The organism is Vibrio sp. YT-16 (genome assembly GCF_033337405.1).
Classification (GTDB): domain Bacteria; phylum Pseudomonadota; class Gammaproteobacteria; order Enterobacterales; family Vibrionaceae; genus Vibrio; species Vibrio alginolyticus.
This window is the reverse complement of the sequence record NZ_JAWOQQ010000001.1, coordinates 69,466-86,593: the sequence shown is the minus strand read 5'-3', so window position 1 is coordinate 86,593 and position 17,128 is coordinate 69,466. Positions and strand designations below refer to the sequence as shown.

At 44.2% G+C, this 17,128-nt stretch carries 11 protein-coding genes and 4 tRNA genes; 12 read left to right on the top strand and 3 right to left on the bottom strand.

The genetic code is table 11. From position 1 onward, the window contains the following. Positions 1-170 precede the first annotated feature (170 nt). Complete coding sequence (locus tag R7F07_RS00380; protein WP_053306582.1) at positions 171-938, top strand: nucleotidyltransferase; 768 nt, start codon at positions 171-173, stop codon at positions 936-938. On the opposite strand, the gene R7F07_RS00375 is transcribed toward R7F07_RS00380, so the two are convergent. Further along, positions 935-3,298, bottom strand: a complete 2,364-nt coding sequence (locus R7F07_RS00375) for a DNA polymerase II (protein WP_171343054.1) — start codon at positions 3,296-3,298, stop codon at positions 935-937. The genes R7F07_RS00380 and R7F07_RS00375 overlap by 4 nt on opposite strands. Positions 3,299-3,725: 427 nt before the next feature. Between R7F07_RS00375 and uvrY the strand changes: the two genes are divergently transcribed. From uvrY to nspC, 10 genes are all read left to right on the top strand, one after another. Beyond that, the gene (gene uvrY / locus R7F07_RS00370) at positions 3,726-4,370 is read left to right on the top strand and encodes a UvrY/SirA/GacA family response regulator transcription factor (RefSeq protein WP_005386783.1); all 645 of its coding nucleotides are present in this window, start codon (positions 3,726-3,728) and stop codon (positions 4,368-4,370) included. Position 4,371: 1 nt separating this feature from the next. Further along, entirely contained in the window at positions 4,372-6,204 is a 1,833-nt protein-coding gene (gene uvrC, locus R7F07_RS00365; RefSeq protein ID WP_171343055.1) for an excinuclease ABC subunit UvrC, read from the top strand. Positions 6,205-6,250: 46 nt separating this feature from the next. After that, positions 6,251-6,808 carry a CDP-diacylglycerol--glycerol-3-phosphate 3-phosphatidyltransferase gene (pgsA, locus tag R7F07_RS00360; RefSeq protein WP_005394805.1) on the top strand — a complete coding sequence of 186 codons (558 nt, stop codon included), beginning with the start codon at positions 6,251-6,253 and terminating at the stop codon, positions 6,806-6,808. Positions 6,809-7,270: 462 nt separating this feature from the next. Further along, positions 7,271-7,344 (top strand) — tRNA-Cys (locus R7F07_RS00355). Between the two features lie 37 nt (positions 7,345-7,381). After that, a tRNA-Gly gene (locus R7F07_RS00350) sits at positions 7,382-7,457 on the top strand. Between the two features lie 78 nt (positions 7,458-7,535). After that, positions 7,536-7,622 (top strand) — tRNA-Leu (locus R7F07_RS00345). 13 nt (positions 7,623-7,635) lie between these two features. After that, positions 7,636-7,711: transfer RNA gene (locus R7F07_RS00340), tRNA-Gly, on the top strand. 897 nt (positions 7,712-8,608) lie between these two features. Further along, the gene (locus R7F07_RS00335; protein WP_025767272.1) at positions 8,609-11,485 is read left to right on the top strand and encodes a pyridoxal phosphate-dependent class III aminotransferase; all 2,877 of its coding nucleotides are present in this window, start codon (positions 8,609-8,611) and stop codon (positions 11,483-11,485) included. 18 nt (positions 11,486-11,503) lie between these two features. Continuing rightward, entirely contained in the window at positions 11,504-12,748 is a 1,245-nt protein-coding gene (locus R7F07_RS00330; protein ID WP_171343056.1) for a carboxynorspermidine synthase, read from the top strand. A gap of 103 nt (positions 12,749-12,851) precedes the next feature. Next, the gene (gene nspC, locus R7F07_RS00325) at positions 12,852-13,985 is read left to right on the top strand and encodes a carboxynorspermidine decarboxylase (protein WP_025767273.1); all 1,134 of its coding nucleotides are present in this window, start codon (positions 12,852-12,854) and stop codon (positions 13,983-13,985) included. Positions 13,986-14,062: 77 nt separating this feature from the next. Here the strand turns inward: nspC and R7F07_RS00320 are convergent, their stop codons facing one another. After that, entirely contained in the window at positions 14,063-14,575 is a 513-nt protein-coding gene (locus R7F07_RS00320) for a glycine cleavage system protein R (RefSeq protein WP_017636131.1), read from the bottom strand. Between the two features lie 222 nt (positions 14,576-14,797). Further along, entirely contained in the window at positions 14,798-15,700 is a 903-nt protein-coding gene (locus tag R7F07_RS00315; protein WP_025767274.1) for a DUF3943 domain-containing protein, read from the bottom strand. Between the two features lie 191 nt (positions 15,701-15,891). On the opposite strand from R7F07_RS00315, the gene R7F07_RS00310 reads away from it, so the two are divergent. Then, positions 15,892-17,124 carry a CinA family nicotinamide mononucleotide deamidase-related protein gene (locus tag R7F07_RS00310; protein ID WP_171343057.1) on the top strand — a complete coding sequence of 411 codons (1,233 nt, stop codon included), beginning with the start codon at positions 15,892-15,894 and terminating at the stop codon, positions 17,122-17,124. Positions 17,125-17,128 lie beyond the last annotated feature (4 nt).

Below are 17,128 nucleotides of genomic sequence, written 5' to 3'. Positions count from 1 at the left end.
AAGCAAAACTCGGTGATTATAGCGCTAAGTTAGCCGCCTAGCATTAAAATTCATTGCAGAAATTTGTTGTTACTCCCATGACTAAACACCTGAATGGACTTGATTCAGTGAGTCGGCTAAGAGAACATATAGTCCAACTTCTTGAACCATCTGAGAACACGTTTTAAGTCATGTCTCTGCCTGTTATCGATCCTAAACAACCATTTCAACCAGAGTTTGCGCCTTTAATTAGGGAAGTCATCGCTTGTCTCAAAGGTGGACTGGGGCAAAACTTACACAGCGTTTATGTATACGGTAGTGTTGCTCGTAAAACAGCGATCGTTGGGAGGTCGAACTTAGACCTGGTTGTCGTTACTCAATCATCCTTTGAGCACAATCGCGCGACTTTGCTCAACACAATTAAGTGGCGTGCGCAGCAGAGTTACCCTCACGTGAATGGTGTATCGGTCCGTACAGCCTTAGTGAGCGAAGTAGCTAATTTAGACAGTATTTTCACTTGGGGTTTTATGCTTAAGCATTGCTGTGTCTGTGTTTATGGTGATGATCTAGCAGACTGTTTTGGTGATTACGTCCCAAGTTGGGAAATTGCTAAGCACTGGAATATGGATGTGGAAGATTGGATTACGGTGTATCGCAAAAAAATCGTACAAGCGAAGACGATAGAAGAGCAGGTGGCCGCCCAGCGAGTGATTGCTAAAAAGTTACTAAGAGCGTCATACTCTTTGGTGATGTATCGAGATAAACGTTGGTTTGATGACCCTATACAATGTGGCAAGGTATTCTTAACTTATCATCCTGAAAAGCAGCTTGAGATCGAGCGGCTAGAAATTTTACTTTCTGGCCGGGGGATTCCCAAGCGTTCTGTTATCGGGCTAATTGATGCGTTTGGTGATTGGTTAGTCAAACAGTACCAGAAAACAGAGTTTCGTATCGGCTAAAACAACCCCATTTGTGGCGCTGAAAGCCTGTCAAAGTCCGTCCCAATGAAAGGGAGAATCGCATCCGCAACGGGTTTGAGTTGTTTATCAATGTAATGTTGATAATCAATAGGGCTATTGAGGTACTCATAAGGTTCAGGACCGCTCACGGTAATAATGTATTCAATTCGCCCTTTGTTTTGATACTGTAATGGGCGGCCAAGCTTGGCATTTATCTCATCCGCTAAACGAGCTGCACGCACTTGTGGCGGGACGTTCTTCTGATACTCATGCAGTTTTCTGCGCAGTCGCTTTTGATACACCAACTGTTCATCAAATTCACCGTTGTTAGTTTTCTCAACCATCTCTCGGACATAGTCGCTTGGATCTTCACCATGGAAAATCATGCTATAGAGTGTATTTTGAAATTTCTGTGCTAACGAGGTCCAGTCAGTACGGGCACTTTCTAACCCTTTAAATACAATCCGTTCTTGCTCTCCTTCACCGATTAAACCCGCATAGCGCTTTTTCGAGCCAGTTTCTGCGCCACGAATCGTTGGCATAAGGAATCTGCGATAATGGGTTTCATACTCGATTTCCAACATAGATGTTAGGTTGTACTCAGAACGCAGGTGTTCTTGCCACCAAGAGTTGATGTAATCAACTAATTGATTTCCAACAGCGTCAGCTTCTACTTGACTGTATGGTCGATTCAACGACACGAATGTGGAATCCGTATCGCCGTAAATCACTTGATATCCTTGCTCTTCAATCAGCACCTTAGTTTGCTTCATGATTTCATGTCCGCGCATGGTAATACTAGAAGCTAACCGAGTATCAAAGAAACGACATCCCGATGAGCCCAGTACGCCATAAAAGGAGTTCATGATGATTTTGATTGCCTGAGAAAAAGCTTTTTCATTGTTCTTCTTTGCAACATCACGTGCTGCCCAAAGCTTTTCAATCATTTCTGGTAAAAAGTGTTTCGTACGATGGAACTGCCCACCGCGAAAGCCAGGTACAGCCTGATTTTCTTCTTTTCCAATATCGAGCAATAACCCCTCAACTAAACCCATAGGATCAATCAAGAAAGAGCGAATAATCGATGGATATAGACTCTTAAAATCCAATACTAAAACAGAATCATATAGGTTAGGGATGGAGTCCATCACGTAACCGCCGGGGCTCGCAATCCAATTTTCTGGGTGTAGGTTCGGGGCAACATAGCCTGCGCGGTGTATTTGCGGCATGTATAAGTTAGTGAATGCCGCTACCGAGCCACCGACACGATCCAGTTCTACACCAGTGAGGCGAGAGCGTTCAATTGCAAAGTCGAGCAGGTGAGTGTGATTGAAAATCTTGTTCACCAACACGCAGTCTTGTAAGTTATATTTAGCCAGCGATGGTTTGTCGGAGCGGTACATACGATTGATTTCATCCATACGGTCATGAACGTTGTGGATTTCTTTCCCTTCCCCCAAGAGTTCTTGAGATACAGACTCTAATGACCAAGACCGAAAGTGATAGGTCGCCGTTTTTAACGTATCGATACCGTCCATTACAACTCGCCCGGGAATGGAAATAAACCCTTGTTGGCTTTGAGATGAACTTCTGAAAAAGCTGGCTTGGTCTGCTCTGCCAAGCATTAGCTTCATGTTGTGCCATTCTACTCGTTTGTGTAGCAGGCGAAAGTCAAAATCAATGACGTTCCAACCGACAATGACATCGGGGTCGAATTGTTTAAACCAATCGATGAGTGCTTCTAGAAGCGCCTTTTCATCCTGGACCCATTGTATCGGTGTATCCGAAGGTTCTGGTTCTCCGATCATGATAACGCGGGAATCCATGACGCTGTCTAATCCGATGGAGTAAAGAATGCCTTTCTCAGAGCATTCTAGATCTAACGAGACAACGTTTAACTTCGGCTCATATTGCCCCGTACGGCATTTTGCGTTCTGGACGCGTTGGTAGCCATTGGTGCGAGTCACATTGCCTGTAAACTCGATACTGCCTTTGATAAAACGCTCCATTAGGTAGCGATCGGCGAGGCGAATATCACTTTCATACGTAGTGATATCTTTTTGAGCGAATGTGTCTTTGAGTGCGAGAGCGTCTCTGGTTACATTGGTATAGCAGGCAGCAAGAGGCGTATGTTCAAACGTTTTGAGATCCAAAAGGCGGATGTCGACGAATATGTTTTTTTCTCGTGCGAGTGTCTTTGCTTGTTCTGAGTGTTTCTGAGCGATGAAAAATACTGGCTTCTCACCATTAATAAGTAACTGAGTAGGACCTGCTTCTGTCGAAAGCCACAGCTCGATTTGAGTTTGACCTTTGATGTCTCGTGCCTGTCGAGTTAGCAGGAAGCCTTGTTGAATATTCAAATGTGAGAAACCTTAGAAAACTTGAAGAACGTTAGTTTAACACTAAGAACTGTAAAAATAACCAGTAAAGAAAGCGTCTCAAATTTTTGCTGGAATTAGTGATTACAAGTTAGTCTTTGGTGCAAGAGGGACAGTGTCATTTTAAGTTATAGCGTGTTTCTCTGGGCAATATGAAACCTAGTTACTTGATTTATTGTACTTAATGTTGTTAATTGTCTTTTCTTAGATTTCGGTTCTGCTCATCACGCTCTAAAATAATAGAGTGGTTTATGAATAAGTTCTTGCTAAAGTTTGCGTTTCAGCACATATTCATAGAAAGCAATTTTTTGTCGATTACGTTAGTATATAGGCAGTCATACTGATATCCACATTTAACAAATAATGGTTATGTGGGTGCAGAACCAATACAAAGTGTGGAGATACAAGTTTGATAAATGTTTTCCTTGTAGATGATCACGAGCTGGTTCGCACAGGGATACGACGTATTATTGAAGACGTCCGTGGAATGAACGTAGCAGGAGAAGCTGACAGCGGTGAAGATGCAGTAAAATGGTGTCGCAGTAATCATGCTGACGTCGTTTTAATGGACATGAACATGCCAGGAATTGGCGGCTTGGAAGCCACTAAAAAAATTCTTCGCGTGAATCCTGATGTGAAAATCATCGTACTTACCGTTCATACAGAAAACCCGTTTCCAACCAAGGTGATGCAGGCAGGTGCGTCTGGTTATTTAACCAAAGGTGCTGGCCCTGACGAAATGGTGAATGCGATTCGTGTAGTTAATAGTGGGCAGCGTTACATCTCGCCAGAGATTGCGCAGCAGATGGCATTGAGTCAATTTTCTCCAGCCTCTGAGAACCCTTTTAAAGACTTATCCGAGCGTGAATTGCAGATCATGCTTATGATCACCAAAGGCCAAAAGGTAACGGATATTTCTGAGCAACTTAATTTAAGTCCAAAGACAGTCAACAGCTATCGCTACCGACTCTTTAGTAAATTGGACATTAATGGTGACGTTGAGTTAACTCACTTAGCGATTCGCCACGGAATGCTGGACACCGAGACCCTTTAGCGTGAATCCTCCCTTCGATTCGGCTTCCTTTCTCAAAACAGTAACTCATCAGCCCGGCGTTTACAGAATGTACAACGCCGAAGCTGTTGTAATCTACGTAGGTAAAGCCAAAGACCTTAAAAAGCGCCTTTCAAGCTACTTTCGAAAAAAAGTAGACAGTGAGAAAACTCGCGCGCTTGTCAGTAATATCGCCAAAATAGACGTCACGGTGACTCACACTGAGACAGAGGCGCTGATCTTAGAGCATAACTACATCAAGCAGTATTTGCCGAAATACAATGTGTTGCTGCGAGATGATAAGTCTTACCCTTATATCTTTATTAGCGGTCATAAGCACCCACGGCTTTCTATCCACCGTGGCGCCAAGAAGCGCAAAGGTGAATATTTTGGCCCCTACCCAGATTCTGGTGCAGTAAGAGAAACATTGCATTTGCTGCAAAAGATATTTCCTGTGCGCCAGTGTGAAGACACTGTCTATTCCAACCGAACGCGCCCATGTTTGATGTACCAAATTGGTCGTTGTGCAGGACCATGCGTTAATACCATCATTTCTGATGAAGAATATGCAGAGTTGGTTGGCTTTGTGCGCATGTTTTTGCAAGGCAAAGATCAGCAAGTACTCAAACAACTGATCGAGAAAATGGAAGTTGCCAGTCAGCAATTGAGCTTTGAAGATGCCGCTAAATTTCGCGATCAAATCCAAGCGATTAGGCGTGTTCAAGAGCAGCAGTACGTCTCAGAAGACAGCATGGATGATATGGATGTACTCGGGTTTGCTCAGGAGAATGGTATCGCGTGTATCCATATCCTGATGATACGCCAAGGCAAAGTGCTTGGTAGCCGTAGCCATTTTCCGAAAATCCCACAAAATACAAGCCAGCAGGAAGTGTTCGATAGTTTTCTGACTCAATATTATTTGAGCCATAACGAAGCACGTACAATTCCTTCTCGTATTATTTTGAATCAAGAGTTGGCAGAAGATATTGCGCCAATACAGAAAGCGTTAAGTGAAGTGGCAGGCCGTAAGGTTCATTTTCATACGTCGCCAACTGGCTCTCGAGCAAGGTATCTCAAGCTTTCGAACACGAATGCACTAACGGCGATTACCACCAAAATCAATCACAAGATGACGATTAATCAGCGTTTTCATGCGCTTCGCGAAACATTGAAGTTGGAGTCTATAGCTCGAATGGAATGTTTTGATATCTCCCATACGATGGGGGAAAGCACGATTGCGTCATGCGTGGTGTTCAACAACGAAGGCCCCGTAAAGCAAGAGTATCGTCGCTACAACATTACTGGGATTACCGGTGGTGATGATTACGCAGCAATGGGACAAGCGTTGGAGCGCCGTTATTCGAAGCAATTGGACGTAGAGAAAATTCCCGACATCATCTTTATCGATGGCGGTAAAGGTCAGTTAAATCGTGCGCATGACATCATTTCGCAATATTGGGGGGATTGGCCAAAGCGTCCCATCATGATTGGTATTGCAAAAGGCGTTACTCGCAAACCAGGTTTAGAAACGCTGATTACAGTCGATGGGGAGGAGTTTCATTTACCAAGCGATGCTCCTGCGCTGCACCTTATCCAACATATTCGTGATGAAAGCCATAACCATGCTATAGCGGGGCACCGTGCTAAGCGAGGTAAAACCAGACGTACGAGTGCACTCGAAGGGATTGAGGGAATCGGCCCTAAACGACGTCAGGCGTTACTCAAGTACATGGGTGGGTTACAAGAACTTAAACGTGCAAGTGTCGAAGAAATCGCCAAAGTACCGGGAATAAGTCACTCTTTAGCAGAAATTATTTTCCAAGCATTGAAACAATAAGGAAAATCGCGCAACATTAAGCCGCAATGTGTAAGAGAATAATAAAATGCGTTTGAATATCCCGAACATTCTGTCTCTTCTTAGACTGTTCCTAATCCCTGTTTTTGTGGTTGTCTTTTATCTACCTTATTCATGGGCACCGTTTGCAGCAGCAATGGTGTTTTGGGTAGCGGGTTTTACCGACTGGCTTGACGGCATGTTGGCCCGTAAACTTGGCCAAACTTCTCGTTTTGGCGCGTTTATTGATCCTGTCGCTGATAAAGTGCTAGTGGCAACGGCATTGATTCTAATCACGGAACATTATCATTCAATTTGGGTGACCATTCCTGCGGTAACGATGATTGCGCGAGAAATCATTATCTCAGCATTGCGAGAATGGATGGCTGAAATCGGTAAGCGAGCGAGTGTTGCGGTATCTTGGGTTGGCAAAGTAAAAACTGTTTCGCAAATGTTCGCCTTATGGGTGTTGATATGGCGTTACGATGAATGGATGGTTTGGCTAGGCTTTGCGGCCTTGTATGTGGCAACTTTCTTGACATATTGGTCAATGATTCAATATTTGGCTGCTGCGAAAGACGATCTGTTGAATGAAGAGCACCATTAAATTCTGATGTTAGAAAGCAGGCTTAATAGCCTGCTTTTTTGTACTAAGACAATCTACAGCATTTTTTGGCTTCTCTCGCTTTTCAATGCTTGCTAACGGCCATGTTTGCAATTTGTATCTGGGGCTTTTGCTTCGATAGAGTTCTATTTGTGATCTAAGTCTTGTTTTTGTCCTTGGAGAGTCTTAGAGAGGCGAGTCTTCTGATTATTAATACTTCAATGCACGCAACGCACGGCCAGCAGTGTAAGGCGTAGCCAAAGTTTTATGATAAACAAGTGTATTTAAGCGATTTTTAGTATTAAAACTAAGCAATCCATCGTCTTTCGCACAAATTCTAGTCAAACGATTTAAAAAAATAAAAATAGTGTTGACTCGATCGCTCGAATCCGTAGAATGCATCCCGTACCCAAGAGAGCACGGCTCGAAAGGGTGGTGAAAAAGCTTAGCTTTATTCACAAATGAGGCGCCTTGGCAGAGTGGCTATGCAGCGGATTGCAAATCCGTGGACCTCGGTTCGACTCCGGGAGGCGCCTCCATTATTCTTTTGAGAGTGAATGGCTTTCGAGAATAAATGCGACACTAGCTCAGTTGGTAGAGCGCAACCTTGCCAAGGTTGAGGTCACGAGTTCGAACCTCGTGTGTCGCTCCAAATTTTATTGATATGGCATTTAGCGGTATCAGATGGTGTTTTACTTTTCTGTAAAGGCATCACAAAGAATATTTGTGTGCCCTGGTGGTGGAATTGGTAGACACAAGGGATTTAAAATCCCTCGACGTTCGCGTTGTGCCGGTTCAAGTCCGGCCCGGGGCACCATCTCATATTAAATGCGACACTAGCTCAGTTGGTAGAGCGCAACCTTGCCAAGGTTGAGGTCACGAGTTCGAACCTCGTGTGTCGCTCCAGATTTAAGGCCTAACATGAAAATGTTAGGCCTTTTTCGTATTTTTTGAAAATCTCAAACTTCTTTTCTGTCACAGACTTCGTTAAGTAACGAACCCTTTGTCTCATTGACTCAAGTGATTGTTCATTCTGCCATTGCAATGCATCTTAGCCATTCCTACTAGTCTATGTTTAAACCATCACTTGTGGAGAATAACCACTCTTGCTCCAGGCAAAGCTGTGACGAGAATGCTATCTTTTTAAATGTTCCGGATATAGAAAGGAATGTTTTACGATTAAGCAGCACAACCTTAAACCTCTGTTGGATGAGGTGATGATATCTCAAGAATATTTGTTTAAATAACAGCTGTTTGAGAGAAGCAGAAAAGCATAGCTCATGAATATGAACATGTGAGTTGCAATGGGGTATGTTTTGTTGTGATTTACATCACTGTTACTAATATGAAAAATCGTTGCCAGAAGATTTTATTTTGTGATAAATTCGCGCGCAATCTCGGAGCGTAATTAACAACGTTTGATCTCTGGGGGATACGCGTAGTGACCATTCAAGCTGATTGTGACACTGCGTAGGGTAGGTATCGGCAAAGCCTTTTGTCGATAGACGGGATACTAATGCTGTAAACGCGGCATATTAATGGGAAACCCAACATTGAAACCTTTGAATAAACACACACTAATCAGCTTCATACTGCCGAAATGTCCTGTTTTACAAAACGGGTGCATTACAGAACCTTGATTAATCCCTTTTACATATAAAGTCGCGAGTATCGTGGCGGATGATCTGTATTTGTCATTTATGCACTGACAAATGCGGAGGGGTATTCACACCTCCTGTAATTTCATTCTAATGATTATTAATACAGGATACAGAATTATTATAATTCAAGGGATTATGTAGTATGAGCACTGCCTTTGAAGTCGATAGCAATATCGCAAACATTTTTTCGTCTCAGGTTCCTATCGTTGAGGGAACGTATGACTTAACGCCAGATCAAGTATTGATTGATCAGGCTGAGCATGAATCTGAAGTACGTTCTTATCCACGTCGTTTGCCGATCGCAATTAAACAAGCCTTTGGGTGCTTGGTTGAAGATACGCGTGGACAGATCTTTCTAGACTGCCTTGCTGGGGCAGGCACTCTAGCTTTGGGGTATAACCATCCTGAAATAAACCAAGCTCTGAAAGAGCAATTAGATTCAGGACTGCCATATCAGACGCTAGATATTGCAACATCAGTAAAAACGACGTTTATTCAATCTGTTAAGTCTTTTCTTCCTCAAGAGTTAAGCGAGAACAGCGTTATCCAATTTTGTGGCCCGTCTGGAGCTGATGCGGTTGAAGCTGCTATCAAGCTCGCGAAACAGACTACCGGTCGCAACACTATGTTTGCCTTCCGTGGCGCATACCATGGTATGACTAATGGTACGATGGGGATGATGGGTAACTTAGGCACGAAAGCTCGTCGAACTGGTTTGATGTCGGATGTGCACTTTATGCCTTTCCCATACAACCTGCGTTGTCCTTTTGGGCTTGGCGGTGATGAAGGTGCGAAAGCAAGTATTCGTTATATCGATCGTCTTTTAAACGATGATGAGTCAGGCATTATGAAGCCTGCCGCGATTATCGTGGAGCCAGTGCAAGGTGAGGGTGGTGTTGTTCCTGCGCCAGCATTCTGGCTACGAGAGTTACGTCGTATTTGTGATGAACACGGTATCTTACTGATCTTCGATGAGATCCAGTGTGGTGTTGGTAAAACTGGCTACAATTTCGCGTTCGAAGAGTCGGGCATTGTTCCAGATATTCTGTGTTTATCAAAAGCAATTGGTGGTGGTTTACCAATGTCGCTATTGGTTATCAACAAGCAACATGATACATGGAAGCCGGGTGAGCACACAGGTACATTTCGTGGTAACCAGCTAGCCATGGTCTCTGGTGCGAAAGCATTAGAAATTATCCAGCGTGATAATCTTGTTGAGCATGCCAATATTGCGGGTCAGTACTTGCGCTACGGCCTTGAAAGTATTCAAAAGCGTGTGAACTGTATCGCAGAGGTTCGTGGCAAAGGTTTGATGCTAGGCGTGGAGATTAAAACTCCAAACGGTGAGCTCAATAAATTTGGTGAACCTCAAGCGGATAGTGAACTCACACTTTCTATTCAACGCGCAGCACTCGAGCGTGGCTTGATCGTTGAGAAAGGTGGACGCGAAGGCGCAGTAATTCGTTTCCTTCCTCCTCTTATCATCTCGTTTGAGCAAATCGACTTTGCTTTACGTGTATTTGAAGACGCGATTTTAGCCGCTGGCGGTAGTCACATCGAAACTCAGCCACAAGATGAATGGAAGAAGCATTTCATCCACACTGGAGAGATGGGCAGCAATGAATTTGCTTCGGTGATGAATCACACTACTACGGCAATGAAGTCAGTGTTTGAACAAGTGACTGCACCGTATTCAGGTATGGATTCAAAAGCATTGGAAGCAGCGATTCACGACGTTGATCTTGATAATGGAAATGCGCCTCTTAAAACCGTTATCGACGATGCTGCTGAGCTGGTCGCGAAAAACGCAATTTTTACTCAACATCCAGATTGTATTGCTCACCTGCATACTCCACCTTTGATGCCAGCGATTGCGGCAGAGGCAATGATTGCGGCTTTGAACCAGTCTATGGACTCATGGGATCAAGCTTCATCAGCGACTTATGTTGAACAGAAAGTTGTGAACTGGCTATGTGATAAATATGAGTTAGGTGAAAAAGCGGACGGTATCTTCACGAGCGGCGGCACGCAAAGTAACCAAATGGGCTTGATGTTAGCGCGTGACTGGATTGCTGACAAACTCAGTGCACACTCAATTCAAAAGCTTGGCCTTCCTGAATACGCAGACAAGCTACGTATTGTATGTTCGAAAAAATCCCACTTCACGGTTCAAAAATCAGCGTCTTGGATGGGGTTGGGTGAAAAAGCGGTCATGACTGTCGATGCTAATGCCGATGGAACGATGGATGTCACTAAATTAGACGAAGTTCTCAATCAGGCCAAAGCAGAAGGTTTGATCCCATTTGCCATTGTTGGCACAGCGGGCACAACGGACCACGGTGCTATTGATGACTTAGACTTTATCGCCGATATGGCAGCGAAACATGACATGTGGATGCATGTCGACGGTGCATACGGTGGAGCTCTGATTCTAAGTAGCCAAAAAGCGCGTCTGAAAGGTTGTGAGCGTGCACATTCCATCAGCGTAGACTTCCATAAGCTGTTTTACCAAACCATCAGTTGTGGTGCGCTATTGGTAAATGACAAGTCTAACTTTAAATTCCTGCTTCACCATGCAGACTATTTGAACCGCGAACACGACGAACTACCGAACTTGGTGGATAAGTCTATTGCGACAACTAAGCGCTTTGATGCGCTCAAAGTGTTTATGACGATGCAAAGCGTAGGGCCAAAAGCCCTAGGCGATATGTATGATCATTTGCTTGAACAGACGCTTGAAGTGGCGGACATGATTCGAGATAACAAACACTTTGAGTTGTTGGCTGAACCATCACTATCTACGGTTCTGTTCCGCGCGACACATGAATCAGCGGATCTGGATGAACTGAACAAAACGTTGCGCTTAGAAGCGTTAACACGCGGTATCGCGGTATTGGGTGAAACCATTGTCGACGATAAAACTGCATTGAAATTTACGATTTTGAACCCGTGTCTGACGACGGCGGACTTTGAATCTTTGCTCTCAAAAATCAATACGCTAGCGGCAGAGCTAGTTTAACAAAGGTAACGGAAAACTATGGCAATTCTACAGATTGGTGCAGGCGGCGTTGGCTGGGTAGTTGCACATAAAGCAGCACAAAACAACGACGTTCTGGGTGATATCACAATCGCATCACGTACCATAGGTAAGTGTGAGAAAATCATCGAATCGATTCAGAAGAAAAACAATCTGAAAGATTCAACTAAGAAATTAGAAGCGCGAGCGGTAAACGCGGACGACGTAGATTCTTTAGTTGCTTTAATTAAAGAAGTACAACCTGACTTAGTGATCAACGCAGGTCCTCCTTGGGTGAACATGTCTATTATGGAAGCATGTTACCAAGCTAAAGTGTCATACCTTGATACATCTGTTGCGGTTGATTTGTGCTCTGAAGGCCAACAAGTACCTCAAGCTTACGATTGGCAGTGGGGTTACCGTGAGAAGTTTGAAGAAGCCGGCATTACAGGTATTCTTGGTGCTGGTTTCGATCCGGGCGTAGTATCGGTGTTTGCCGCATACGCAGTGAAGCATCTGTTCGATGAAATCGATACTATCGACGTAATGGATGTAAACGCAGGCGACCACGGTAAGAAGTTCGCAACTAACTTTGATCCAGAAACGAACATGCTTGAGATTCAAGGCGATTCGTTCTACTGGGAAAACGGCGAGTGGAAACAAGTACCTTGTCACTCACGTATGCTTGAGTTTGAATTCCCGAATTGTGGTTCACACAAAGTGTACTCAATGGCGCACGACGAAGTTCGATCTATGCAAGAGTTCATCCCGGCGAAACGCATCGAATTCTGGATGGGCTTTGGTGACCGTTACCTAAACTACTTCAATGTGATGCGCGACATCGGTCTACTCAGCCCAGATCCACTAACGCTTCACGACGGTACGGTTGTTCAACCTTTGCACGTGCTAAAAGCACTACTACCAGATCCAACATCACTCGCACCAGGCTACACTGGCCTAACGTGTATCGGTACTTGGGTTCAAGGTAAGAAAGATGGTAAAGAGCGCAGTGTATTTATTTACAACAACGCTGATCACGAAGTCGCATACGAAGATGTTGAACACCAAGCTATCTCATACACCACTGGCGTACCAGCGATCACTGCGGCTTTGCAGTTCTTCCGTGGCAAGTGGGCAGACAAAGGCGTGTTCAACATGGAACAACTAGATCCAGACCCATTCCTAGAAACCATGCCATCTATTGGTCTAGATTGGCATGTTCAAGAACTGGAGCCAGGACAACCTGTTATCCATAAATTGAAGTAAGAATTTAGCGACTCTTATTTGTACGTTTAAGCCGATGCACTTGCGTCGGCTTTGTTCGATTTTATAGTGCCTTTGCTAAGGCGAAGGGACGTAAGGTATCAAAATGCAACAAAACGAACTAAAAACGCCATACTTCATGATCAATGAAGACAAGCTGATTGAGAACCTAGAGAAAGCAAAACAGCTAAAAGACATCTCTGGTGTGAAGCTTGTATTAGCACTGAAGTGCTTCTCAACATGGGGTGTATTCGACATCATCAAGCCTTACCTAGACGGAACAACAAGTTCTGGCCCGTTTGAAGTGAAGCTTGGCTACGAAACGTTCGGTGGTGAGACACACGCATACAGTGTGGGTTACAGCGAAGATGACGTTCGCGATGTGGCGGACATCTGTGACAAGATGATCTTTAACTCTCAGTCACAGCTAGCGGCTTATCGTCATATTGTCGAAGGCAAAGCATCGATTGGCTTGCGCCTAAACCCAGGTGTGAGCTATGCAGGGCAAGACTTAGCAAACCCAGCGCGTCAATTCTCTCGTCTTGGTGTTCAGGCTGATCACATCAAACCGGAAATTTTTGATGGTATTGATGGCGTAATGTTCCACATGAACTGTGAGAACAAAGACGTGGATGCGTTTATCGGCTTACTCGATGCTATTTCAGATCAGTTTGGCGAGTACCTAGATAAGCTGGACTGGGTAAGCATGGGCGGCGGCGTGTTCTTCACATGGCCGGGGTACGATATCGAGAAGTTAGGGTTAGCACTTAAAGCGTTCTCAGAGAAACACGGCGTACAAATGTATTTAGAGCCGGGTGAAGCGATAATTACTAAGACAACTGATCTCGTTGTAACAGTGGTTGATATTGTAGAGAACGTAAAGAAGACGGCGATTGTCGATTCAGCCACAGAAGCTCACCGCTTAGATACGTTGATCTACAATGAGCCAGCGTCAATTCTTGAAGCATCTGAAAATGGTGAACATGAGTATGTGATCGGCTCGTGCTCTTGTTTGGCTGGTGACCAGTTCTGCGTGGCGAACTTCGAACAGCCTCTAGAGATAGGACAGCGTCTGCATATTCTAGATAGTGCCGGTTACACCATGGTGAAACTGAACTGGTTTAACGGTCTACGTATGCCGTCGGTCTACTGTGAACGCTCGAATGGTGACATTCAAAAACTGAATGAATTTGACTACTCTGATTTCAAACGTTCACTGTCTCAGTGGTCAGTGAAATAAAACGTATTGAGTATTAGAACGACAAAGAGCAGCTGAATTGCTGCTCTTTTTATTGGGGAAGCGTTAAAGGTATGCAGTTAGCTTTCTACAATTACACGAGTGTCTTCACTCAGAGATTCTAACTCATTGGCTATGTCTTCAATTTCTAGCTCGCTAGGTAGTTTTATCGCCATTTTAGCGCTGAATAAGCTAGAGCTTACCCCTCCGCCTCCAGCAATGAATACACGCTGACAATCCATATCTAAAATTGAGATACCTTGATTATCGAGAACGTGAGTAATTTCATTCACAATACCCGCTCTATCGTTGGCATCTAAACGAAGTTGGAAGATAGTGTCTTCACGATATGAGTGAGGCTCAGAGTCGACGAACCTAACAACAAGAGTCTGACAAGAAGAGAACGCTTGTTTAACGATGTCGACATTTTCTCTTGGAAGCTCTACTTTGATGACACCTGCAACTTGGTCTTCGATAAAGTTTACTTTGCTGATCAGCCATTTCCCGCCGTTTTCGTGTGTGATTGCAGCGAGCTCTTTAATCGTGGCGGGTGACGCTTGTCCGACAAAATTAACAATAAATACGGTGTTCATAATGTCCCCTCCTGGAATCAAGGTTTGGACGCAGTACGAATAAACGTGCTACTTAAGTTATTGGAATAAATCCTTTTATTTAGTGTAGGTGCTAAGGGCAGGTAATGTTTGATGAAAGTCAATTTTTAACACTAATTCGTGATGCAAATAATTAAAACAATGTTCAGAGCACAAAAAAAGCAGCCATCGTAAGGCTGCTTTTTACCGAGTATCAACTTAGGATTAGAAGGTTACTTTTAACTCGACACCATAAAATTGACTGTCATAGTTTGCGCCTGCGTCCATGGCGAATTTTGCAACATCTTGGTTTCCAAACCAAGGTGATGAATTGAATTGTAGTTCTGCACTACCGCCCCATGCATCAGTTACCCAATAATGAACATGTCCAACAGGGTTTAAGAAGAAGAGCGAAACATCACCTGCGGTTTCAGAGCCCATAACTTCGCCGCCGTTTGCAATAATGTCTTGCTCAGCCGTTAACATCATTTCACCAACAACAGCACCAAAGAATGGTGTGATAAAAATATCCTGCCAAGATGGTACTTCTGCGAACGCCTCCACGCCATACTCCCAAAAGAACGTCGACATAGTTGCGGAGTACAAAAACGACTGAAATTCATTATAGCCAGCGTGACGTGCTGCCGTGTAGTAAACGCCGCCAAAATATGGGTGCATGATGTAGTTGAGGACATGTTCATCGCGATCCCAAACGGGGCCGTCAGAGACATTATCTTTCCACTTTTGCCCCAACTTACTCATGTCTCGGTCTTCTTCGTCCCATTTGGTGATACTTTCTGGAAGAAAAGTCATCATGCCTACGGTCGCGATACTGAGACCTAGAATGGTGTAGGTTTGACCCATCAGGTAATCCCAGTCTTTATCTTGAGGGATGATGAGATGTTTAGGCTGAAGCCCTGCGTCAAGGTTTAGCGAATCATCATTATTCTGTTCATACATAACACCGCGATTTTGAGCCTCGAAGGTGTACAGAGTCGTCGTTTCGCAGTAACCTGACAAGCAATCAGGTGTGTAAGAAAACTCTGTATGACGGCTTAGGTCATAGTGACTTGCGTGCGCAAGCGCTGACGAAGCCAAGCAAAGGCCTGTTAGAGTCGTCTTGAACATGGATGATTTTGACACAAAGGTCTCCGAGTTAATGGTGTATGTTCGGGCTCGTAATTATCCCTCAAAACATCAATCATTTAAACACTTGACCCTTATTTAGTCCCAACAAACCTCGGCGAGATTTGTCCAAATAAAAAGAAAAATAAGCGCTATAACGAAAATAGGATTGTGCTTACGTTCAGGAGTCAGTTGTGAAAATAGCAATGCTTAGTACTGGTGAGGAAGTCCTCCACGGTGATATTGTTGATACTAATGCGGCATGGTTGTCTAGCCTGTTTTATCAACATGGATTTGGCTTAACAAAGCGCTCAACGGTTGGCGATAGCCTATCGAGTTTGGTTGAAGAGTTTTTAATGCTCAGTTTTAACAACGATGTGGTTATTGTTAATGGTGGTTTAGGCCCTACAACGGATGACATGAGTGCTGCCGCCGCCGCGAGAGCCGCCGATTGTAAACTGGTGCTATTCAAAGAGTGGTTGCAGCATCTAGAAAGTTTGTATGCTCGACGTGGCATCCCTATGCCGGACAGTAATTTAAAGCAAGCGATGCTGCCAGAAACAGCAGAGATATTGGACAACCCGATAGGCACTGCTTGCGGTTTCAAAGTGCTGATTAATGATGCCATTTTTTATTTCACACCGGGGGTACCAAGTGAATTTAAGCTCATGGCAGAGACGCAAATTCTTCCCGATCTGAGAAGAGTGTTTCCAGATGTTCAAGGCTCATGTTGTAGTCGAATCTACACGTTTGGTCTATCTGAATCCGGTATTTCAGATAAGCTAGATCAGCTAAAACTTCCTCAAGGCTATGAGCTAGGGTATCGCTCTTACTTGCCTTTTATTGAAGTGAAACTTTTTGGTCCTTCAGATCAGATTGAACAGCGTTTGAAACTAGTACAGATAATTAATAAACACCTTGAGAGTAATACCGTTAGTATTGACTTACCTATGGTTGAAAATGTCGGCCAGTTGTTGGTCGATAAAGGACTAACGGTGTCGACCTCCGAAAAAAGTAGCGGAGGATACTTAACGTACTGGCTAAACGGCGATGAAAACGCTGAAAAGCAACTAGGGCATGGTTGGATACTACCGAGCCTGACTCAAGCGATGGCCAACAGCGGAGATCCATTAGCAGAGACGTTTGCTCTGGCTGGCGCTACGCGAGAGAAGTGTGGGACGGATTTATCACTCGTTACTGGCCATATTGAAGAGGGCGTTTTTTCCGTCGCTTTATCGACACCGTCAGGCGAGTGGGGAGCGTTATATAAACTCTCGAAAAAGTATCAGCGCAGTGATCAAGTTAAAGTGATCAGCACGGCAGCACTAGACTTGTTGCGTCGCTACCTAGAACGTAAACCGATGTTTGCGCATTATGCATTTTTAGAGAAAGTTAAAGAGATGCACCTCCCGAGCAGTGCTTTATAACCAA

Excerpts from the sequence above, each read along its gene's own strand:
- R7F07_RS00315 (WP_025767274.1), bottom strand. The coding sequence starts at position 15,700 with ATGTTCAAGACGACTCTAACAGGCCTTTGCTTGGCTTCGTCAGCGCTT.
- nspC (WP_025767273.1), top strand. The coding sequence starts at position 12,852 with ATGCAACAAAACGAACTAAAAACGCCATACTTCATGATCAATGAAGAC.
- R7F07_RS00330 (WP_171343056.1), top strand. The coding sequence starts at position 11,504 with ATGGCAATTCTACAGATTGGTGCAGGCGGCGTTGGCTGGGTAGTTGCA.
- R7F07_RS00335 (WP_025767272.1), top strand. The coding sequence starts at position 8,609 with ATGAGCACTGCCTTTGAAGTCGATAGCAATATCGCAAACATTTTTTCG.
- R7F07_RS00320 (WP_017636131.1), bottom strand. The coding sequence starts at position 14,575 with ATGAACACCGTATTTATTGTTAATTTTGTCGGACAAGCGTCACCCGCC.
- R7F07_RS00380 (WP_053306582.1), top strand. The coding sequence starts at position 171 with ATGTCTCTGCCTGTTATCGATCCTAAACAACCATTTCAACCAGAGTTT.
- pgsA (WP_005394805.1), top strand. The coding sequence starts at position 6,251 with ATGCGTTTGAATATCCCGAACATTCTGTCTCTTCTTAGACTGTTCCTA.